This is a genomic window from Paracoccus sp. DMF (genome assembly GCF_004407025.1).
In the GTDB taxonomy this organism is placed as follows: domain Bacteria; phylum Pseudomonadota; class Alphaproteobacteria; order Rhodobacterales; family Rhodobacteraceae; genus Paracoccus; species Paracoccus aminovorans_B.
In genome coordinates this window covers 12,873-33,758 of record NZ_SOKV02000035.1, presented here as the reverse complement: position 1 = coordinate 33,758, position 20,886 = coordinate 12,873, and the positions used below count along the sequence as shown (strand labels likewise).

The window sequence follows — 20,886 nt, the reverse complement described above, 5'->3', positions numbered from 1 at the left end:
ACCCGAATATGTGATCGCCCCGCCCGGCAGCCCAACGGGCGCGGCGTTGCCCAATCGCGCCGCGCCGGCTAGGGTCGCGGCGCGAATTGCGAAGGACTGGGCCAAAGCCGTGACCACAAGACTGATCCCGCTGGCGCTGATCGCGCTGACCGCGACGCTGCCGCTGCAACAGGCCGGGGCCGCGCCGCTGATGGCCCAGACCCAGCCGGCGCCAAAGCCCGAGCGCCCGGCCCATCGCCCCGGCGAGACGGCCGTCATCCACGGCCTGGCCGGCCCCTATCTGGCGGCGCGCATGGCGGCGATCCAGAACGACTATCGCAGCGCCGCCGATTACTACCTGCAGGCGTTGGCCCAGGACGACACCGACGCCTATCTGCAGGACAGCGCGATGGTGGCGCTGATCTCTGCCGGCGAGATGGAGCGCGCCACGGCGCTGGCCGTCACCATGTCCGACCAGGGCCGCGCCACCGAGTTGGCCCGGCTGGTGCAGCGCGCCGAACTGGCCCGCGCCGGACGCTGGGACGACCTGGTGGCCTCCATCGATTCGGCCCCGACGGCCGAGGATGCCGCCGATGTCCCCGGCGGTGCGGCGCTGGTCGACGGCATGATCCGGGCCTGGGCGCTGCTGGGCGCCGGCAAGGCCGGCGAATCGCTGGCCGCCTTCAAGAAGCTGGCCACGATGCGCGGCGCGGCGCCGATGGTGAACTATCACCTTGCGCTGGCCAAGGCCAAGGTCGGCGATTTCGAGGGCGCCGAGGAACTGCTGGCCGACCCCGCCACCGGCGCGCATATCCTGGGCGTCGTGGCCCGGGCACAGGTCCTGTCGCAGCTGGAGCGCGACAAGGACGCCGTCGCCATGCTGGACGCCACCCAGGGCCTGGCCGAGGAACCGCATCTGCTGGCCATGCGCGACCGGCTGGCCAAGGGCGAGACGCTGGCCTTCGACAGCATCCGCACGCCGGCCGACGGTATCGCGCAGGTGTTCCTGACCTTTGGCTCGGTGCTGGCCTCGACCGAGGAGCCCGACCCGCTGGCCCTGATCCATGCCCGGCTGGCCGAATACCTGGCCCCCGACCTGGGCGAGGCGCGGCTTCTGGCCGCGCAGCTGCTGCAAGGCTTCGGCCAGTTCGACCTGGCCGAGCGGGAATTCGAGAAGCTGCGCGAGCTTGGCGACATGCGGCCGGTGGCCGAACTGGCGCGCATCGACGCCCTCGCCCGGGCCGAGCGGCTGGACGACGCCGAAAAGGCGGCGCTGGCGCTGACCGCCGCCCATCCCGAACTGGCGCAGGGCTGGATCGCGCTTGGCGACCTGCTGCGCCAACAGGAGAAGTTCGGCCAGGCGATTCCGGCCTATGACAAGGCGCTGTCGCTGATCGGCGACAAGGCGCCCGAGGCGCGCTGGTTCCCGCTTTACGCCCGCGGCATCGCGCTGGAACGCGCCGGCAAATTCTCCAAGGCCGAGGCCGATTTCCGCGAAGCGCTGAAGATCCGCCCGGATTCGGCGCAGGTGCTGAACTATCTCGGCTACAGCCTGGTCGACCGCAACGAAAAGCTGGACGAGGCCCTGAAGCTGATCCAGCGTGCGGTCGAGCTGCGCCCGGACGACGGCTATATCCTCGATTCGCTGGCCTGGGCCTATTTCCGCCTCGGCCGCTATGACGAGGCGGTGGCGCCGATGGAACGCGCCGTCGCCGCCATGGCCGGCGATTCGCTGGTCAATGACCACATGGGCGACATCTACTGGATGGTCGGCCGCCACCGCGAGGCCGAGATCCAGTGGCACCGCGCCCTGTCCCTGAAGCCCGAACAGGAGGCCGAGGCGGCCCGCATCCGCGCCAAGCTGGAGCGTGGCCTCGACGCGGTGCTGGACGAGGAAAAGGCCAATGGCGGCAAGCTGCCCGAGGCCCCTGCCCCGGAACCCGCCAGGGCCGACTGAGCCATGCCCCTGCCCCGGCGCGAGCGGGCGCCCGCCAAGCTGAACCTGACGCTGCATGTCACCGGCCGGCGCGCCGACGGCTACCATCTGCTGGATTCGCTCGTGGTCTTCCTGGATGTCGGCGACGTGGTGACGGTCACGCCCGGCCCGCTGTCGCTGGAGCTGACCGGGCCCTTCGCCGCCGGGCTGGCCGCCGAGCCCGACAACCTGTGCCTGCGTGCCGCCCGGCTGGCGGGGCAGGAGGCACGCATCACGCTGGAAAAGAACCTGCCGGTCGCCTCGGGCATCGGCGGCGGCTCGGCCGATGCGGCGGCGGTGCTGCGCGCGCTCGACGCCCGGCCCGAGGGCGCCGAAACCCTGGGGGCCGACGTGCCCGTCTGCCTCGCCGGCCGGCCCGCGCGCATGCGGGGCCTGGGCGAGATCCTCGATCCGTTGCCCGGGCTGCCCGAATTGCATGTGCTGCTGGTGAATCCGGGCCGAGGCCTTTCGACGCCGCAGGTGTTCAAGGCGCTGGAAAGGCGCGACAATCCGCCGATGCCCGAGCCGCTCCCCGCCTTTCCGGACGCCGCGACGCTGCTCGGCTTCCTGCGCATCTGCCGCAACGACCTGGAAGCCCCGGCGATCCGGCTCATGCCGCAGATCGCCGCCTGCCTGGCCGCGATCCGCGACCAGGGCGCAGAGCTTCAACGCATGTCCGGCTCGGGTGCGACCTGCTTCGGCCTCTTCGCCAGCCGGGCCAAGGCCGAGGCCGCCCGCACCGCCATCGCCCGGGCCCATCCCGAATGGTGGCTCGCCGCATCTGGACTTGCGCCGGCAAATCCCTAAACCTGCAAGCAATTCCACCAGGGGGGACCATCATGCTGCGCCTCGGCGTCAACATCGACCACGTCGCGACCATCCGCAACGCCCGGGGCACGCCCTGGCCCGACCCGCTGCGCGCCGCCGAACTGGCCGAGCAGGCCGGCGCCGACGGCATCACCGCCCATCTGCGCGAGGATCGCCGCCACATCACCGATGCCGACATCGAGCGGCTGATCGGGCTCAGGCTGCCCTTGAACCTGGAGATGGCCGCCACCCCGGAAATGCAGCAGATCGCGTTGCGCCACCGCCCGCATGCCGTCTGCCTGGTCCCGGAAAAGCGCGAGGAGCGCACCACCGAAGGCGGCCTCGACGTCGCCGGCAACGAGGCTTTCCTGCGGGATTTCATCGCGCCCCTGCGCGAGGCCGGCTGCCGCGTCTCGCTGTTCATCGGCCATGAGCAGGCCCAGATCGATGCCGCCGCCCGCATCGGCGCCGCCGTGGTCGAACTGCACACCGGCGCCTATTGCGACCTCGACACCGAGGGCCGGCTGCCCGAACGCGACGCCGAACTGGCCGCGCTGCGCCAGGCCGCGGCCCAGGCGCATCTGCTGGGGCTCGAGGTCCATGCCGGCCACGGCCTGACCTTCGACACGGTCGGCCCCATCGCCGCCATCCCGGAAATCCGCGAACTCAACATCGGCCATTTCCTGATCGCGGAATCGGTCTTCATGGGCCTTGGCGCCGCCATCACCGAAATGCGCCGCCGCATGGACGCGGTGCGCCCGTGACTTCTTTGCTCTGCAAATACCCCGGCAACGGGCCCGCCTGGCGATGATCCTGGGCATCGGCAGCGACCTCGCCAATATCGAGCGCATCGAGCGCGTGCTCGCGCGCCACGGCGACCGCTTCCGCAACCGGGTCTTTACCGGGACCGAACTGGCGCTCGCCGCGCGCCGCAAGCAGGAAGCCGCGACGCTGGCGAAACGCTGGGCCGCCAAGGAGGCCTGCTCCAAGGCGCTCGGCACCGGGCTTGCCATGGGCATCGCCTGGCGCGACATGGCGGTCAGCAACCTGGCGACCGGCCAGCCCAGGATGCAGCTGACCGGCTGGGCCGCGGAACGGCTGGCCGCGATGACGCCGCCCGGGCACCGGGCGCATGTCCACGTCACCCTGACCGACGACCATCCCTGGGCGCAGGCCTTCGTGCTGATCGAGGCGCTTCCCGAGGGCGCAAGCCCGCATCCGCCGCGGCTTGACTTTGCCGCCCCGCGCGGCCCATGAACGCGCGACTTTCGCAGGAAGGAACGGCCATGGCCAAAAGCGACGCCCGCACGGATGGGGGCATCTGGGAAACCGTCAAGACCATCTTCTGGGCGCTGCTGATCGCGGGCGTCTTCCGCACGCTGTTCTTCCAGCCGTTCTGGATCCCCTCGGGCAGCATGAAGGACACGCTGCTGATCGGCGATTTCCTGTTCGTGAACAAGATGGCTTACGGCTATTCCGCCGTCTCCTGCCCCTTCGGCATCTGCCCGATCTCGGGCCGGATCCTGGGCTCGGAGCCTGCGCGCGGCGACGTGGTGGTGTTCCGCCATCCGCGCGGCGACGATTTCATCAAGCGGCTGATCGGCCTGCCCGGCGACCGCATCCAGATGAAAGAGGGCGTGCTGTGGATCAACGGCGAAGCCGCGCCGCAGGTCCCGGCCGGCGAATTCGTCGAGGCGCAGGAACCGCAGGGTCCCGCCGGCAGCCTGCCCTGCCCCGGCCCGATCCGCGAGGCCGAGAACGGCCAATGCACCGCCCAGCGCTTCACCGAGACCCTGCCCGGCGGCGTCAGCCACGACGTGCTGAACCTGACCGACAACGGCCCGGGCGACAACACGCCGGAATTCACCGTGCCCGAGGGGCATTACTTCTTCATGGGCGACAACCGCGACAACTCGGGCGACTCGCGCTGGCCGGCCGCGGCGGGCGGCGTCGGCATGGTGCCGGCGGATGCGCTGATCGGGCGGGCCGACCGGATCATGTTCTCGTCCGCCGGCAAGTCGCTGCTATACTTCTGGACCTGGCGCGCCGACCGCTTCTTCAAGGCCGTGGACTAAGGGACATTGCCGCGGCGGCCCCCGCCGTGGCAGGATGAGACATGAAGATTTCCGCCGACCTGCGCGCTTTCTCGGACCGTCTGGGGCATGAATTCTCGCGCCCTGAATTGCTGGTCCGCGCGCTGACGCATGGCTCGATCTCGACCGCGACGCGGCCCGACAACCAGCGGCTGGAATTCCTGGGCGACCGCGTGCTGGGCCTGACCGTGGCCGAGGCGCTGTTCGCGGCCGACCGCGCCGCCACCGAAGGCCAGCTGGCGCCGCGCTACAATGCGCTGGTCAAGGGCGAGACCTGCGCCGAGGTCGCGCGCGAGATCGGCCTGGGCGAGGTGCTGAAGCTCGGCCGCTCCGAGATGATGTCGGGCGGGCGCCGGAAAGAGGCGCTGCTGGCCGATGCGATGGAGGCGGTGCTGGCCGCGATCTATCTCGACGCCGGGCTGGAGGCGGCGCGCGCGGTGATCCTGCGGCTCTGGGCCGACCGGCTGGCGCGGGTCGAGGACGACGCCCGCGACCCCAAGACGGCATTGCAGGAATGGGCCCAGGCCCAGGGCATGAGCCCGCCGCGCTATGTCCAGACCGCGCGCTCGGGGCCGGACCACGCGCCGGAATTCGAAATCACCGTCCGGCTGGACGACGGCCGCGAGGCCCAGGCCAGCGGCAAGGGCACCAAACGCAGCATCGAACAGGCGGCCGCGGCCGTGCTGCTGTCGCAGATCGAAGGAACGACATGACCGAAACGCGCGCGGGCTTCGTCGCCCTGATCGGCGAGCCGAATGCCGGGAAATCCACCCTGCTGAACCAGATGGTCGGGGCCAAGGTCTCGATCGTGACGCATAAGGTGCAGACCACCCGCGCCCGCATCCGCGGCATCGCCATGCACGGGCCGGCGCAGGTGGTCTTCGTCGACACGCCCGGCATCTTTCGCCCGCGCCGCCGGCTGGACCGCAGCATGGTCAAGGCGGCCTGGGGCGGTGCGGCCGATGCCGACATCATCCTGCTGCTGATCGAGGCGCATCGCGGGCTGACCGAGGGCGCGCAGGCGATCATCGCGAGCCTGCGCGAACATGCCGGCAAGACCCCGGTCGCGCTGGTCATCAACAAGATCGACCGGGTCAAGGCCGAGGTGCTGCTGGCGCTGTCGCAACAGATCAACGAGACCTTTCCCTTCGCCCGGACCTTCATGATCTCGGCCGAAAAGGGCTATGGCTGCAACGACCTGATGGATTGGCTGGCCGCCGAAGTGCCCGCCGGTCCCTGGCTTTACCCCGAGGATCAGGTCGCCGACCTGCCGATGCGCATGATCGCCGCCGAGATCACCCGCGAGAAGCTGACCCTGCGCCTGCACGAGGAAATCCCCTATCAGCTGACGGTCGAGACCGAGGCCTGGGAGGAGAAGAAGGACGGCTCGGCCCGCGTGGACCAGATCGTCTATGTCGCCCGCCCCGGCCACAAGGGCATCGTGCTCGGCAAGGGCGGCGAGACCATCAAGGCCGTGGGCCAGGCGGCGCGGGCCGAACTGGCCGAGTTCATGGGCCGGCCGGTGCATCTGTTCCTGCAGGTCAAGGTGCGCGAGAACTGGCTGGACGAGGCCGAGCGCTATAACGAGATGGGCCTCGACTTCCGCGACGGCGATGCCTGAGGCCGCCGATGGCTGAGGCGAGGCTGGCGGCCGGGATCTGGGTCGCGGCCTATCTGCGCCGGCTGGGGCTGGCCGACATCCCGGCCTATGTCACCCGCCACGGCGACGACACCGCCGGCAGCGTCATGGTGAAATGCGCGACGCTGGACGGGCGGGCGAGCCTGTGGGTCCGGGAATGGGATCTGGAGACCGACCGTCGGGTCTGGATCCGGCTGAACGAGGCGCCCGAGCGCGAGATCGACACCGAGATCGCCCGCAATGCCAGCCGCGACCCCGACCTGTGGGTGATCGAGATCGAGAGCCGCGACGGCAGCACCCTGCTGGATCAGGACGGGCTGGCTTGAACCCTTGCCGGGAGTATTTGGAAAACGGTGAAAGCGCGGCGGGATCGCCCGGCCTCGCGCTTGGCGTGGGTATTTGGCGAGCAAAGAAGCCGGGGTTTGGAGCGGTTCCGTGGCCACGGCGACGTGACGTCGCGCGCGCGGCGCGCGGACCGCTAAATCTTGTGGCTTTCCCGTGACATTCCCCGGCTTTGCCCCTATAAGATGCGAGCCCAAGGCAGGATAAGAAAACCATGACGACCCCCGCCCCGCAGCCCTCGGAATATGGCGCCGATTCCATCAAGGTTCTCAAGGGCCTGGAAGCCGTGCGCAAGCGTCCCGGCATGTATATCGGCGACACCGACGACGGCTCGGGCCTGCATCACATGGTCTATGAGGTGGTGGACAATGGCATCGACGAGGCGCTGGCCGGTCATGCCGATTTCGTCCGCGTCAAGATCCACGCCGACAGCAGCGTCTCGGTGCGCGACAACGGCCGCGGCATCCCGGTCGACCTGCACCCGACCGAGGGGGTTTCGGCGGCCGAGGTCATCATGACCCAGCTGCACGCCGGCGGGAAATTCGACCAGAACAGCTACAAGGTCTCGGGCGGCCTGCACGGGGTCGGCGTCTCGGTGGTGAACGCGCTGTCGGACTGGCTGGAGCTGCGCATCTGGCGCAATGGCAAGGAACATTACGCCCGCTTCGAGAATGGCGACACGGTCGAGCATCTGCGCGTGCTGGGCGATGCCGAGCCGGGCGAAAAGGGCACCGAGGTGCGGTTCCTGGCCTCGTCCAAGGAAGACCGGGCCGATGGCACGTTCTCGAATCGCGACTTTGTCTTCAAGACGCTGGAGAACCGGCTGCGGGAACTGGCCTTCCTGAACTCGGGCGTGCGCATCATCCTGGAGGACGAGCGCCCGGCCGAGCCCTTGCGCACCGAGCTGTTCTACGAAGGCGGCGTGCGCGAATTCGTCAAGTTCATCGACCGCTCGAAGACGCCGGTCATGGCCGAGCCGATCTTCATCCAGGGCGAGAAGAACGGCATCGGCGTCGAAGTGGCGATGTGGTGGAACGACAGCTATCACGAGACGGTGCTGCCCTTTACCAACAACATCCCGCAGCGCGACGGCGGCACGCATCTGGCCGGCTTCCGCGGCGCGCTGACCCGGGTCATCAACAATTACGCCCAGACCAGCGGCATCGCGAAGAAGGAAAAGGTCGATTTCACCGGCGACGATGCGCGCGAGGGGTTGACCTGCGTGCTGTCCGTGAAGGTGCCCGATCCGAAATTCTCGAGCCAGACCAAGGACAAGCTGGTCTCCAGCGAGGTGCGCCCGGCCGTCGAGGGGCTGGTGAACGAGAAGCTGGCCGAGTGGTTCGAGGAGAACCCCGCCGAGGCAAAGGGCATCGTCGGCAAGATCATCGAGGCCGCCCTGGCCCGCGAGGCGGCGCGCAAGGCGCGCGAGCTGACGCGGCGCAAGACCGCCATGGACGTGGCCAGCCTGCCCGGCAAGCTGGCCGACTGCCAGGAAAAGGATCCGGCGCTGTCGGAACTGTTCATCGTCGAGGGTGACTCGGCCGGCGGGTCCGCGAAGCAGGGCCGTTCGCGCCAGAACCAGGCTGTGCTGCCCCTGCGCGGCAAGATCCTGAACGTGGAGCGCGCGCGCTTCGACCGGATGCTCAGCAGCGACCAGGTCGGCACGCTGATCACCGCGCTGGGGACCGGCATCGGCCGCGACGAGTTCAACCTGGGCAAGCTGCGCTATCACAAGATCGTCATCATGACCGATGCCGATGTCGACGGCGCGCATATCCGCACCTTGCTGCTGACCTTCTTCTTCCGGCAGATGCCGGAACTGATCGAGGCCGGGCATCTCTATATCGCGCAACCGCCGCTTTACAAGGTCGCGCGCGGCCGCTCCGAGGTCTATCTGAAGGACGAGGCGGCGCTGGAGGATTACCTGATCGAGCAGGGCATCGACGGCGCCACGCTGCGGCTGGGCAATGGCGACAGCATCGCCGGCGCCGACCTGGCCCGCGTGGTGGACGAGGCACGGATCGCGCGCCGCATCCTGCGCGCCTATCCGACGCATTATCCGGCCCATATCACCGAACAGGCCGCCATCGCCGGCGCGCTGGTGCAGGGGCGCGTCGATGCCGATGCGCAAGGGGTGGCCGCAGCCGTCGCCGCGCGGCTGGACATGATCGCCGAGGAATATGAGCGCGGCTGGACCGGCCGCCCGACCCAGGACGCCGGCATCCGCCTGACCCGCCTCTTGCGTGGGGTCGAGGAGAGCCGCACCCTGGACGGGTCGATGCTGCGCAGCGGCGAAAGCCGGCGGCTGGGCGCGATGACCGAAGGGTTGCAGGATATTTATGGCCAGACCGCGCATCTGATCCGCAAGGACCGCGACATCCCGATCCACGGCCCGCTGAGCCTGCTGCAGGCCATCTTCCTGGAAGGCGAAAAGGGCCTGTCGCTGCAACGCTACAAGGGCCTGGGCGAGATGAACCCGGAGCAGCTTTGGGAAACCACGCTGGACCCGGCGGCGCGCACCATGCTGCAGGTCCGAATCGAGGATCTGTCCGAGGCCGACGATATCTTCACCAAGCTGATGGGCGATGTCGTCGAGCCGCGCCGCGACTTCATCCAGCAGAACGCCCTGAACGTCGAGAATCTGGACATCTGACCAAATTCCGGCAGTTGCAGGGGACAGGGTTGCCAAAGGTTAACACAACCGCAGATTGATTGTTGCTATCATGCCGCGCATCGTGCGAGACAGTGCCCAATCAGTGCCCCGCGGCTTGCAGCGCGGCGTTAGCGAGACTAGTTCTGGTTCAAATCCGACGCCCGCGAGACTTGCTCCTGTGCCGGGCCTTGTCACATTAGGAGAGATGAATATGCGCGCAGCTTACCTGACCGCTCCCCTCGCCGTCCTGGGCGCCTTTGCCGCCAATGCCGGTGGCTATACCCCCCCGGTGGTCGAGACCGGCGTCGTGGCTCCGGTGGTCGAAACCGCTCCGGTCGGCGACTGGGCCGGCGGCTATGCCGGTCTGACCCTGGGCTATGCCTTCGGCGGCGAAGACGATGTTGGCGTCAACTCGGTGGGCGGCCTCGGTGGCACCCCGGACGAGCTGAAGCTGAACGGCGTCAATGGCGGCGTGCATGTCGGCTATCGCTGGCAGCGCGACCGCTGGGTGTTCGGCCCCGAACTGGGCTATGAAGGCGGCAGCGTCGAGGACAGCTTCTCGACCGACGGCTACGACGCCGAATCGAAGGTCAAGAACGTGCTCGCCCTGCGCATGAAGACCGGCTACGAAGTCAGCCCCGGCATGCTGGTCTATGGTATCGCCGGTGTGGCGCGCGCCAAGGTCGACTATTCGGTCGAGGGCACCGGCGGCGCTGGCGCCATCGACCTGAACGACAGCTATTCCAAGACCGGCTACATCGTCGGCCTGGGCGCCGAGAAAAAGCTGAACGACCGCATGTCGGTGACCGGCGAGTATGAATTCGCCAACTTCGGCAAGGAAACCCTGGAAGACGGCCTCGGCGCCTCGACCAACGCCACGGCGAAGTTCCACAACGTCAAGCTGGGCCTGAACTTCAAGTTCTGATCCGCAAGATCTGATCCGGCTCCACGGACGGGACAGGGGTCGCCTTCGGGCGGCCCTTTCTCGTCAGCGCCGCCGCGGCCGGCCGATGGGCAGCGGGATCGCCCGCGGTCCGCAGGCGATGGCCAGTCCACGCGGCACCAGCGCCTGCACGGCCGCATGGTCATGCGCCAAGCCGCCGGTATAGGCGCCGAAGGCCGGCAGCAGCAGATGCTGCGGCCCCAGCAGGAAGGCGCGCCGCCGCTCGCCGGCCAGACGCACCACCGGGTGGAAATGCCCGGAAATATCCGGCCCCGGCCCGGCCTCGTGCCGCAGCGCGACCGGGCCAAGCCGCAGCTCTGCCGCCGCGCGGCCGGGCAGGTGCCGCGGCGCGGCAGGGTCGTGGTTGCCATGCAGCCAGACCCAGTCCCGCCCGTGCGCCAGCGCCAGCAGCGCGCCCGCGACCAGCGGATCCAGCGCCTGTGCCGCCGCCAGGTCGTCGAAACCGTCGCCCAGGCTGACGACCGCCTCGGGTGCCAGAGCCGCGATCTCGCCGGCCAGGCGCTCCAGCGTCGCAAGCCCCTCATAGGGCGGCAGCAAGGGGCCGCCGCGCCGGGCCAGGCGCTCGGATTTTCCCAGGTGCAGATCGGCCACGACCAGCCAACGCCCGCCCGGCCACCACAGCGCGCCCGAGCCCCGCGCCTCAAGCCGCAAGCCATGGAAATCGAACAGGTATCCGGTCATCCGATGCCTTCCAGCCCGGCCTCGCGCATCAGCGCCTCGGCCTCGATCCGGGCCAGCCGCTCGCGCCCCTCGCCGCGGATCGGCACGCGGCCCATTTCCAGCAGCAGCGGCGCGGCCAGGGGCGAGACGCGGTCGAGCAGCCGATGCTCGCGCCGGGGCGAGCGCGCCAGCATCTCCTCGATGCGGCCGAAATCGACCAGGCCGCGTCCGGCCTCCTGGGCGGTGACGCGCAGCATCAGGTGGTCGGGGTCGTATTTCCGCAGCGTGTCATAAAGGATGTCGCTGGAAAACGTCGCCTGCCGCCCGGATTTGCGCAGCCCGGGCATATTGCGCTGGATCAGCCCGGCCACGATCGCGACATTGCGGAAGGTGCGCTTCATCACCGCGTTCTCGCCCAGCCAATCGCCCAGGCCCGCGCGCAGCCGTTCCGCATCCAGAAGCGGCGCCGGATCCGCGACCTTGTCCAGCGACCAGACCAGCAGCGCGTAATCGGTCGAAATGAAGCCCAGCGGGCCCAGCCCTTCCTGCTCCATCTCGCGCGTCAGCAGCAGACCCAGCGTCTGCAGGGCATTGCGCCCGGCAAAGCCGTAAAGCGCGAAATGCCACAGCCCGGCATGGGGAAAGCTCTCGGAGAGCAGCAGCCCCGGTTCGGGCAGGCGCGAGACCTCGGCCTGCAAACCCAGCCAGTCACGGGTGTCGGGCGGCAGCGCGGCATGATGGGCCGGATCGCCGATCAGCGCCAGCACCCGATGCGCAAGCTGCGTCGACATGGCCAGCTTGACCCCGGAATAGACCGCGATATTCGGCTGTCGCGAGGGATCGGGCGTGACCTCGACCACCATCTCGCGCAGCGCGTCCATGCGCACCACGCGGCCGCCGATCAGGAAGCTGTCGCCCGGCGTCAAGCCGGCGGCGAAGGCTTCCTCGACCTCGCCCAGGGGGGCACCGCCACGGCCGCGCAGGCGGACCTTCAGCATCTCGGCCTCGACGATGGTGCCGACATTCATGCGCAAGAGCTTCGCCGCCCGCGGGTCGCGCAACTGCCACAGACCGCCGCGCAGCATCAGCCGCTGCCAGCGGTCATAGGCGCGCAGCGCATAGCCGCCGGTGGCCGCGAAATCCAGGCAGGCGTCGAAATCGACGCGTGCCAGCCCGCGATAGGGGCCCGCCGTCACCACCTCGGCATAAAGCGCATCGGCGTCGAAGGGCGCGGCGCAGGCGGTCAGCAGCATATGCTGGCAGAGCACGTCCAGCGGCCCCGGCCCGCGCGGCTCGCCGTCCAGGTCGTGCGCGCGCACGGCCTCCAGCGCCGCCACGCATTCGATCTGCTCGAACCGGTTCGCCGGCACGATCCGCGCCTTCGAGGGCGCGTTATAGCGGTGGTTCGCCCGGCCGATGCGCTGCACCAGCCGCTTGACGTTCTTCGGCGCGCCGACCTGGATCACCAGATCGACCGCGCCCCAGTCGATGCCCAGGTCCAGGCTGCCGGTGGCGACCACGGCGCGCAATTCGCCCGCCGCCATCGCCGCCTCGACGCGGGCGCGCTGCTCGCGCGCCAGGCTGCCGTGATGCAGGCCGATGGGCAGGTTCTCGTCATTCGCGGCCCAGAGCGCCTGGAAGAACAGCTCGGCCTGCGCCCGCGTGTTGATGAAGATGATCGTGGTGCGCGCCGATTTCACCGCCGCCAGCACCTCGGGAACCGCGTAATGCCCGCCGCCGCCGGACCAGGGCGCGGGGCGCGCGGTCGGCAGCATGGCGATGTCCGGGTCCGGCCCCGGATCGGCCTCGACGATCTCGACCGGCCCGGCGCCGGCCATGAAGCCGGCCAGCGCCTGCGGATCCTCGACCGTCGCCGACAGCCCGGTCACCCGCAGCCCGGGCGACAGCGCCCGCAGCCGCGCCAGCCCCAGCATCAGCTGGTCGCCGCGCTTGCTTTCCGCCAGGGCGTGCAGCTCGTCCAGCACCACCCGGCGCAGCCCGCCAAAGATCGCCGGCGCCTCGGGATAGCTCAGCATCAGGGCCAGGCTCTCGGGCGTGGTCAGCAGGATCTCGGGCGGATCGACGCGCTGCCGGCGCCGCTGCGTCTGGCCGGTGTCGCCGGTGCGGTCCTCGACGCGGATGCCCAGGCCCAGCTCGGCCACCGGCCGGCCCAGGTTGCGGGCGATATCCGCCGTCAGCGCCTTCAGCGGCGAAACATAAAGCGTATGCAGCCCTTTCCGGCTTTCTCTGTTTTCCAAATACCCATCCGACCCCGCCACCGGCGCCAGCTCCACCAGCGAGGGCAGGAACCCCGCCAGCGTCTTGCCGCCGCCGGTGGGCGCGATCAGCAGGCTGTCGCCTTGCGCCGCCAGCAGCGCCAGCTGATGCGGATGCGGCTGCCAGCCCTGCCGCGCGAACCAGTCGTGGAACAGTTCCGGCAGGATCACAGCTTCGCCTCGAGCGTGTCCAGCCGATCCGCCTCGGCCGCGGGCTTGTCCCAGCGGATGCGGCTGATGCGCGGGAAGCGCATCGCCACCCCCGAGCGGTGCCGGGTCGAGCGGTTCACCCCCTCGAAAGCCACCTCGACCACCAGCTTCGGCGCCAAGGCGCGGACCGGGCCGAACCGCTCGGTGGTATTGGCGCGCACGAACTTGTCCAGCTCGCGCAGCTCGGCATCGGTGAAGCCGAAATAGGCCTTGCCGACCGGCACCAGCTCGTCGCCCTGCCACAGGCCGAAGGTGAAATCCGAATGAAAGCCAGAGCGCTTGCCATGGCCGCGCTGCGCATAGATCAGCACCGCATCGACCACCATCGGGTCGCGCTTCCACTTGAACCAGGGCCCGCGCGGCCGCCCGGCGACATAGGCCGAATCGCGGCGCTTGATCATCACCCCCTCGATCACCGCCGCCGGAGGATCGGCGCGCAAACCCGCCAGATCCTCCCAGTTCGCGAAATCCAGCAGCGGCGAGATGTCGATGCCCGGCCCGAAATCCGCGCCTTCCAGCACGGCGCGCCGCACGGTCAGGGGTTCGGCGCGCAGGTCGCGGCCCTGCCAGATCAGCAGGTCGTAAAGCCGCAGGCCGGCCGGGTGGCTTGCCAGCAGCGCGCGCCCCACCGCCTTGCGGTTCAGCCGCTTTTGCAGCTCGCCAAAGGGCGCCACCTCGCCCTCGCGCCGGACCAGCAATTCGCCATCGGCGCTGCCGTCGAAATCCATCGCCGCGATCACGTCGGGAAAGGCATGGGAAATATCCTCTCCCGTCCGGGAATAAAGCCGCTTGACCCCGCCGTCGCTGACCGCCTGCACGCGGATGCCGTCCCATTTCCATTCTGCGACATGCTCGGCCGGGTCCAGCGCGCGAAGCTCGTCCAGATCGGTCGGCGTGGACAGCATCACCGGCCGGAACGGCGCCAGCGCCGCGCTTTCCGGCCGCGCCCCGCCGCCGATCCAGCCGAAAAGCGGCGTATAGGGCGGCGCCAGCCCGTGCCAGATCTCTTCCAGATCGGCGACCGAGGGCGCGCCCATCCCGGCCAGCGCCATGCGCGCCATCCGCGCCGACAGGCCGACGCGCAGATTGCCGGTGGCGAGCTTCAGGAAGGCCAGCCGCTCGGACGGTCCCAGCCGGTCCAGCATCCCGGCGATCGCGCCGGGCAGCCCGGCCTTGCCGGTGGTCTGCAGCAGCTCGACCGCCTGCGACAGCGGCGGATCGTCCTCGGCCCCCTCGGGCCAGACCAGCGCGATGGTCTCGGCCAGGTCGCCGACGAAATCATAGCTCAGCGCCAGCAGCTGCCCGTCGATGCGCTCGGCCGCCAGCCCGCGCAGCAGCGACGGCGTGACCCGGCGCAATTCCAGGTCGCCCGTCAGCGCCGCCAGGGCCCAGCCGCGATCCGGGTCCGGCGTGCGCTCCAGGTAATGCTGCACATGCTGCAGCTTGGCGTTGCGCGCCGGCGTAAAGGCCAGGCGTTCCAGCAGGGCGGCGAAAGCCTTCATTCCTCGGCCTCGTCCTCATAGCCGACCAGCCGCAGCGGCCGGGCCGGGATCTGCGCCAGCTCGCACCAGCGGATCACGCCATCCTCGGTGCCATGCGTGACCCAGACCTCGGACGGCGCCAGCTCGGTCAGCGTGCCGGTCAGCATCGGCCAGTCGACGTGGTCGCTGATGACCAGGGGCAGCTCGACGCCCCTTTGCCGCGCCCGCGCCCGCACCGTCATCCAGCCCGAGGCGAAGCCCAGCACCGGGTCGCGAAAGCGCTGCACCCACAGGCTCGCAAAGGCCGAAGGCGGCGCGATGACCAGCTGCGCCGGCACCTCGTCGGCCGTGGCCGGGACCAGTGCGCCCAGATCGACGCCCTGCTGGACGTAGTAGTCGCACAGCGTCTTCAGCGCGCCATGGATGGCGATGGGCGCGTCATAGCCGGCCGCGCGCAGCAGCGCGATGACATGCTGCGCCTTGCCGAGCGCATAGGCGCCGATCAGATGCGGGCGGTCGGGAAACTCGGCCATGCTGGCCAGCAGCTTCTCGACCTGCGTTGCCGGATCGGGAAAGCGGAACACCGGCAGGCCGAAGGTCGCCTCGGTCACGAAGATGTCGCAGGCCACGGCTTCGAAGGGCGCGCAGGTCGGGTTCGGCTGCCGGGTGTAGTCGCCCGAGACGACGATGCGGCAATCGCCCGAGGTCACCGCGATCTGGCTGGACCCCAGCACATGCCCGGCCGGGTGAAAGCCGACCGAGACATCGCCCAGCCGCATCTCGTCCGCCGCGACCTGGGTCGAGCCGGCGAAGTCCGGCCCCATGCGCAGCCGCATGATGTCCAGCGTCTGCTGCGTCGCCAGCACGGCACCATGGCCGGGGCGGGCGTGGTCGGAATGGCCATGGGTGATCAGCGCGCGCGCGACCGGGCGCAAGGGGTCGATATGGAAATCACCCTCGGGGCAGTAAAGCCCGGCCTCGGTCGGCAAAAGGATCGGATCGGCGCGCATGAGCCCAAGATGTAGAACATTTCGTGAAAATCAACCCGGCGCCAGCGGGCGGCCGTGAAAGATCGTCTCCATCGAGAAAACGCCGGTGACCCGTTCCAGATCCATGTCGGCGATCAGCCGCTTGTAAAGCTGGTCGTAACCCGCCATGTCGCCGACCACCGCCTTGGCCATATAGTCCCACTCGCCGCCGATGCGGTGGAACTCGGTGATCTGCGGCAGGGACTCGATCCGGGCGCGGAAACGCCGCGCCCAGGCGTCGTCGTGATGGCGGGTGCGGACCATGATGAAGACCGTCAGCCCCAGCCCCAGCCGGCCGGCGTCGATGACGGCGCGGCTGCCCTGCAAGACGCCGGCCTCGGTCAGCCGCCGCAACCGGCGCCAGCAGGCGTTCTGCGACAGGCCGATACGCTCGGCCAGTTCGCGCTGCGACAGGCTGGCGTCCTGCTGCAAGAGCCGCAGCAGCCGGTTGTCGGTTTCGTCGATTTCGAGAGTTTTTCCGTTCATATGACAACAATATTCGCGGTTTTCTCTAATATCCAGCGGTGATTTTGCGGTGATCCCGGGTCAAGATCCGGCAAAAGCGCGAAAGGACCGACCGATGATGCCGTTTGACAGCTATCTTGCCGCCCTTGGCCCCGATCCGCTGGAAAGCGTCCACGGCGGCATCATCGGCCGCGATGCGGTGATCCAGGGGCCGTTCGGGCCGCGCCGGCTGATCTATGCCGATTACATCGCCTCGGGCCGGGCGCTGCGCCCGCTGGAGGTCTGGATCATGGAGAATGTCCTGCCCTGGTATGCCAACAGCCATACCGAGGCCAGCCATTGCGGCGGCACCATGACCCGGATGCGCCGTGCGGCGCGGGCGGCGATTGCCGAAGGCGTCGGTGCCGGGCCGGAGCATGCGGTGGTCTTTGCCGGCGCCGGGGCGACGGCGGGGATCAACCGGCTGGTGCATCTGCTCGCCGCGGGGCCCGGCACCACGGTGCTGATCGGGCCCTACGAGCATCACTCGAACATCCTGCCCTGGCGCGAAAGCGGCGCAAGCGTGGTGGAAATCCCCGAGGCCGAGGCGGGCGGCCCGGACCCGGAGGCCTTGCGCGCGGCGCTGCGGGCCGCGCCCGGCCCGGTGATCGGCGCTTTCTCGGCCGCCTCGAACGTCACCGGGACGCTGACCGATGTGGCCGGGGTGACGGCGATCCTGAAGGCTAAGGGCGCACGCGCGGTCTGGGACTATGCCGGCGGCGCGCCCTATCTGGCGATGGACATGCGCCTCGGCATGGATGCCATCGTGTTCTCGCCGCACAAGTTCATCGGTGGGCCGGGCGCCTCGGGCGTGCTGGTGCTGCGCCGCGATGCGGTCGTGGCCGACCGGCCCAGCCTGCCCGGCGGCGGCACGGTGCGCTTCGTCTCGCCCCACGGCCACGACTATGCCGCGAGCGTCGAGGCGCGCGAGGAGGGCGGCACGCCGAACGTGGTCGGCGACATCCGCGCCGCGCTGGCGCTGCTGACCAAGGCGGCGGTGGGCCAGCCGCGCATCGCGGCGCGCAATGCCGAATACCTGGCGCTGGGGCTGGCGCGGCTGGGCGCGCATCCGGGCATCGCGCTGCTGGGCAAGCTCGACGCGCCACGCCTGCCCTTCTTCAGCTTCCGCATCCGCGACGGGCGCGGCGGCTTCATCCATCAGCAGCTGGCGACGCGGATGCTGTCGGACCTGCATGGCGTGCAGGCGCGCGGCGGCTGCGCCTGCGCCGGGCCCTATGTGCACCGGCTGCTGGGGCTGGATGCGGCGGAATCGGACCGGCTGCGCGCGGCGATCCTGAAGGGCGACGAGATCGAGAAGCCCGGTTTCGTCCGGCTGAACCTGTGCTGGGCCGCCGGCCGCACCGACGTCGAGGCGATCCTGGATGCCGTCTGCGACCTGGCCGATCACGCGGGCGATTACCTGGCGCAGTATCGCTGCAACCGCGCCACGGCGATCTTCACCCCGATTGCGGCGGAATAGCCGCGCGGGCGCAGACATAGTCCCGCACCAGCGCCACCCGGCGCGGCCGGAAGCTGGCGCCGCCGGGCCGCATCGCCTGGATGCGCGCGACATGGAAGATGCGGAAATCCTCGCGCAGCTTGCAATGCGCCAGCAGCATGACGTGGTTCTCGCTGTAGCTCAGGCCCAGGGGCCAGATCTCGCGCGTGCTGCGGGCCTCGGCCAGGTCCAGGTAGTCGATCTCCAGGCTGCGCTCCTGCCACAGCGCCTCGCGCAGCAGGGCCATGTCGATCTGCGGCGCCGCGCGCTGGCTGGCAGGGCGGAACAGGCGCATGGACGCATGCATGGCGTGGCGGCCCTGGCTCTCGGGCAGGGTGGCGAGGATGCGGGCCATGGCGGCCTCGCCCGCCTCGGTCAACTCGCCGTCGCCAAGGGCGCGCAGGGCCGAGATCGCCAGCAGCAGCGCCTCGATTTCCAGGCGCGAGAAACTTTGCGGCGGCAGGGCCGGATCCTCGGTCAGGCGATAGCCGACGCCCGCCTCGCCGTCGATCAGCGCACCGCCGGCGCGCAGCGTGGCGATGTCGCGGTACAGCTGGCGCGGCGAAACGCCGGTCTCATGCGCCAGCCGCGCCGCCGTCACCGGGGCCGGCAGGCGACGCAGCGCATCCATCAGTCGCATCAGCCGGTCGGTGCGGGCCATGCTGTCACCTTCTGTCAGGGTTTCCGGGCCATTCTGGCCGCATCATCACAGGAGGCCAAGATGCTGACGCTTTACCACGCCCCGAAAAGCCGCTCGTCCAGCGTGATCGTGCTGCTGAAGGAACTCGACGCGCTCGACAAGGTCGAGATCCGCCAGGTGACGATCCCGCGCCAGGACGGCAGCGGCGGGCGCGATCCGGCGAACCCCCACCCCGAGGGTAAGGTGCCTTTCCTGGTCGAGGGCGAGGACCATGTCCGCGAACGCGGCGCCATCATGCTGTATCTGACCGACCGCTTCCCCGAGGCCGGGCTGGGGCCGCTGCCCGGCGATCCTGCGCGCGGGCGCTATCTGGGCTGGCTCAGCTGGTATCAGGGCGTGCTGGAGCCGGTGGCGATCCTGAACTTCTTCAAGATCGAGCACCCGGCGCTGGACGCGACCTTCCGCGACTACGACACCGCGATCCAGCGGCTTGAGGAGGTGCTGTCGCAACAGGACTACCTGCTGGGCGACCGCTTCTCGGCCGCCGACCTGCTGGTCGCCTCGCCCTTCGCCTTCTTCGGCGAGGGCATGCCGCGCCCGCCGGCGGTCGATGCCTGGGTGCAGCGGATTCAGTCGCGCCCCTCGATGGCCTGGGCGCGCGAATTCGACGGCTGAACCGGGGCGGCGCCGGGGAGGCGCGCCAGCTGCACCATCAGGATGCCGGCCGCGACGATCAGCGCGCCCAGCACGTCCGAGGCGCCGAAGCGTTCGCCCAGCAGGGCGGCGGCGATGGCGACGCCGAAGAGCGGCGACAGGAAGTGGAAAGTCGCCGCCCGCACCGCGCCGACGCGGTTCACCAGCAGGAACCACAGCCAGGTCGCGCCGATGCCGGGCGCGATCACGGTATAGACAAAGGACCAGACCAGGGTGCCGCTCCACAGCACGGGGCGGCCCCATTCCAGCAGTGCGGCCGGGACCAGCAGCGCCGCGGCGCCGACCGCCATCTGCAGGCCGACGATCATCATCATGTTGCGGCTGCCGCCGGCGCCGCGCGCCGCCAGCGTGGCGAAGGTCAGCGCCACCACGCCGCCCAGGCACAAGAGCAGTCCGGGGATGTCGAGCCCGTGGCGCAGGCGCACGCCCATGACCAGCGCCACGCCGATCACGCCGGCGACCAGCCCGGCCACCGCCATCGGCCGCAGCTTTTCCGAATAGAGCAGCCAGCCCAGGAAGGCGACCAGCAGCGGCATCATCGAGGCGATGATCGCGGCGGCCGAGGCCTCGACATGCTGCATGGCGACCCAGTTCAGGCCCAGATACAGCGCGTTCTGGCACAGGCCGAAGACGATCACCGTGCGCCACTCGGCGCGGCTGAGCCGCCAGCTCTGCCCCATGGCCCAGGCCAGCGGAATCGCCACCAAGGCCGACAGCGCGAAGCGGATCACCAGCGCGGTCAGGGGCGGCGCGGCCAGGACGATGATGCGGGTGGTGGTAAAGGCCGAGGCCCAGACGAGGGCAAAGCCCGTGCCCATCAGGATGGCTTTCAGGTCCATCGCGCTTTCCCTTGCTGCCTGCCCCCTTGGGCTAGCAGATCGGGGGGCGGGCGCAAGGGCAAGGCGCGGCGCGTACACCGCGCGTGCACCGGGCATGCACCGGCAAGCGGGGGCCGGGCATGAGGAAGGGCCGCGCATCACCTGCGCGGCCCCTCATGACGCGAGCGCCGGGCTCAGGCGTTCACGCTGTCTTTCAGGGCTTTGGCGATGGTGACCTTGACCACCTTGTCGGCGGGCTTCGTCATCATTTCCTGGGTCTGCGGATTGCGGACCTGGCGTTCGGGACGGGCGCGGCAGGCGACCTTGCCGATGCCCGGCAGGGTGACGGCGCCGCCCTCGGCGACGGTTTTCGACACGACGGCCGACAGCGCATCCAGAGCCGCGGCGGCGGTCTTCTTGTCGCTGCCCATCTCATCGGCCAGGGTGGCGACGAGTTGGGTCTTGGTCATCGGTTTCGAAGCGGCCTGGGCCATGTTCTGTCTCCTCGTTGTTCCCCGTTCGGGAAATTTTCGGACGCCACCTTGGCGGCACGAACGCCGCTACACAAGCTTTTTGCGCGCAGTTCAAGCGTTTTCCTGTGGATT

20 protein-coding genes are annotated in these 20,886 nt (G+C 69.6%); 12 read left to right on the top strand and 8 right to left on the bottom strand.

Annotated elements, in window-relative coordinates:
• Positions 1-109 precede the first annotated feature (109 nt).
• The 10 genes from E3D03_RS15655 to E3D03_RS15610 all read left to right on the top strand — a co-directional run bounded on the left by E3D03_RS15655 (position 110) and on the right by E3D03_RS15610 (position 10,413).
• The gene (locus E3D03_RS15655; RefSeq protein WP_263567711.1) at positions 110-1,936 is read left to right on the top strand and encodes a tetratricopeptide repeat protein; all 1,827 of its coding nucleotides are present in this window, start codon (positions 110-112) and stop codon (positions 1,934-1,936) included.
• Positions 1,937-1,939: 3 nt separating this feature from the next.
• Positions 1,940-2,761, top strand: coding sequence for a 4-(cytidine 5'-diphospho)-2-C-methyl-D-erythritol kinase (locus E3D03_RS15650; protein ID WP_263567710.1), 822 nt, complete (start codon positions 1,940-1,942; stop codon positions 2,759-2,761).
• A gap of 32 nt (positions 2,762-2,793) precedes the next feature.
• Positions 2,794-3,525 (top strand): pyridoxine 5'-phosphate synthase, encoded by a 732-nt coding sequence (locus E3D03_RS15645; protein ID WP_263567709.1) that lies wholly within the window; start codon positions 2,794-2,796, stop codon positions 3,523-3,525.
• Positions 3,526-3,568: 43 nt separating this feature from the next.
• Entirely contained in the window at positions 3,569-4,018 is a 450-nt protein-coding gene (gene acpS, locus E3D03_RS15640) for a holo-ACP synthase (RefSeq protein ID WP_263567708.1), read from the top strand.
• Between the two features lie 29 nt (positions 4,019-4,047).
• Positions 4,048-4,836: a signal peptidase I gene (gene lepB / locus E3D03_RS15635; RefSeq protein WP_263567707.1), complete on the top strand. Its 789-nt coding sequence runs from the start codon at positions 4,048-4,050 to the stop codon at positions 4,834-4,836.
• Positions 4,837-4,877: 41 nt separating this feature from the next.
• Complete coding sequence (rnc, locus tag E3D03_RS15630) at positions 4,878-5,567, top strand: ribonuclease III (protein ID WP_263567706.1); 690 nt, start codon at positions 4,878-4,880, stop codon at positions 5,565-5,567.
• Entirely contained in the window at positions 5,564-6,475 is a 912-nt protein-coding gene (gene era / locus E3D03_RS15625; RefSeq protein WP_263567705.1) for a GTPase Era, read from the top strand. The genes rnc and era overlap by 4 nt, the downstream gene beginning before the upstream one ends.
• 8 nt (positions 6,476-6,483) lie before the next feature.
• Positions 6,484-6,819, top strand: a complete 336-nt coding sequence (locus E3D03_RS15620; protein WP_263567704.1) for a DUF1491 family protein — start codon at positions 6,484-6,486, stop codon at positions 6,817-6,819.
• Positions 6,820-7,049: 230 nt separating this feature from the next.
• A complete protein-coding gene (gene gyrB, locus E3D03_RS15615) occupies positions 7,050-9,488 on the top strand; it encodes a DNA topoisomerase (ATP-hydrolyzing) subunit B (RefSeq protein WP_062561293.1) in 2,439 nt (812 codons plus the stop codon).
• A 211-nt stretch (positions 9,489-9,699) separates the two neighbouring features.
• Positions 9,700-10,413: an outer membrane protein gene (locus E3D03_RS15610; RefSeq protein WP_263567703.1), complete on the top strand. Its 714-nt coding sequence runs from the start codon at positions 9,700-9,702 to the stop codon at positions 10,411-10,413.
• Between the two features lie 63 nt (positions 10,414-10,476).
• Here the strand turns inward: E3D03_RS15610 and pdeM are convergent, their stop codons facing one another.
• The 5 genes from pdeM to E3D03_RS15585 are packed head-to-tail and all read right to left on the bottom strand — an operon-like array spanning position 10,477 to position 16,593.
• Positions 10,477-11,133 carry a ligase-associated DNA damage response endonuclease PdeM gene (pdeM, locus tag E3D03_RS15605; RefSeq protein WP_263567702.1) on the bottom strand — a complete coding sequence of 219 codons (657 nt, stop codon included), beginning with the start codon at positions 11,131-11,133 and terminating at the stop codon, positions 10,477-10,479.
• Positions 11,130-13,559 (bottom strand): ligase-associated DNA damage response DEXH box helicase, encoded by a 2,430-nt coding sequence (locus E3D03_RS15600; RefSeq protein ID WP_263567701.1) that lies wholly within the window; start codon positions 13,557-13,559, stop codon positions 11,130-11,132. Before E3D03_RS15600 ends, pdeM begins: the two co-directional genes overlap by 4 nt.
• Positions 13,556-15,100 carry a cisplatin damage response ATP-dependent DNA ligase gene (locus E3D03_RS15595; protein ID WP_263567700.1) on the bottom strand — a complete coding sequence of 515 codons (1,545 nt, stop codon included), beginning with the start codon at positions 15,098-15,100 and terminating at the stop codon, positions 13,556-13,558. Before E3D03_RS15595 ends, E3D03_RS15600 begins: the two co-directional genes overlap by 4 nt.
• Entirely contained in the window at positions 15,097-16,089 is a 993-nt protein-coding gene (locus E3D03_RS15590) for a ligase-associated DNA damage response exonuclease (protein ID WP_263567699.1), read from the bottom strand. The genes E3D03_RS15595 and E3D03_RS15590 overlap by 4 nt, the downstream gene beginning before the upstream one ends.
• Positions 16,090-16,119: 30 nt before the next feature.
• Positions 16,120-16,593: an Lrp/AsnC family transcriptional regulator gene (locus tag E3D03_RS15585; RefSeq protein WP_263567698.1), complete on the bottom strand. Its 474-nt coding sequence runs from the start codon at positions 16,591-16,593 to the stop codon at positions 16,120-16,122.
• Positions 16,594-16,687: 94 nt separating this feature from the next.
• Here E3D03_RS15585 and E3D03_RS15580 point away from each other — a divergent pair, with 94 nt between their 5' ends.
• Positions 16,688-18,091 (top strand): aminotransferase class V-fold PLP-dependent enzyme, encoded by a 1,404-nt coding sequence (locus E3D03_RS15580; protein ID WP_263567697.1) that lies wholly within the window; start codon positions 16,688-16,690, stop codon positions 18,089-18,091.
• Here the strand turns inward: E3D03_RS15580 and E3D03_RS15575 are convergent.
• Positions 18,069-18,770: a helix-turn-helix transcriptional regulator gene (locus E3D03_RS15575; protein WP_263567696.1), complete on the bottom strand. Its 702-nt coding sequence runs from the start codon at positions 18,768-18,770 to the stop codon at positions 18,069-18,071. The two genes, E3D03_RS15580 and E3D03_RS15575, sit on opposite strands and share 23 nt — an antisense overlap.
• A 60-nt stretch (positions 18,771-18,830) precedes the next feature.
• Between E3D03_RS15575 and E3D03_RS15570 the strand changes: the two genes are divergently transcribed.
• Complete coding sequence (locus tag E3D03_RS15570) at positions 18,831-19,424, top strand: glutathione S-transferase family protein (RefSeq protein ID WP_263567695.1); 594 nt, start codon at positions 18,831-18,833, stop codon at positions 19,422-19,424.
• Here the strand turns inward: E3D03_RS15570 and E3D03_RS15565 are convergent.
• Positions 19,379-20,302 (bottom strand): DMT family transporter, encoded by a 924-nt coding sequence (locus E3D03_RS15565; protein ID WP_263567694.1) that lies wholly within the window; start codon positions 20,300-20,302, stop codon positions 19,379-19,381. The genes E3D03_RS15570 and E3D03_RS15565 overlap by 46 nt on opposite strands.
• Positions 20,303-20,475: 173 nt before the next feature.
• Positions 20,476-20,775: an HU family DNA-binding protein gene (locus E3D03_RS15560; RefSeq protein WP_017998648.1), complete on the bottom strand. Its 300-nt coding sequence runs from the start codon at positions 20,773-20,775 to the stop codon at positions 20,476-20,478.
• Positions 20,776-20,886 lie beyond the last annotated feature (111 nt).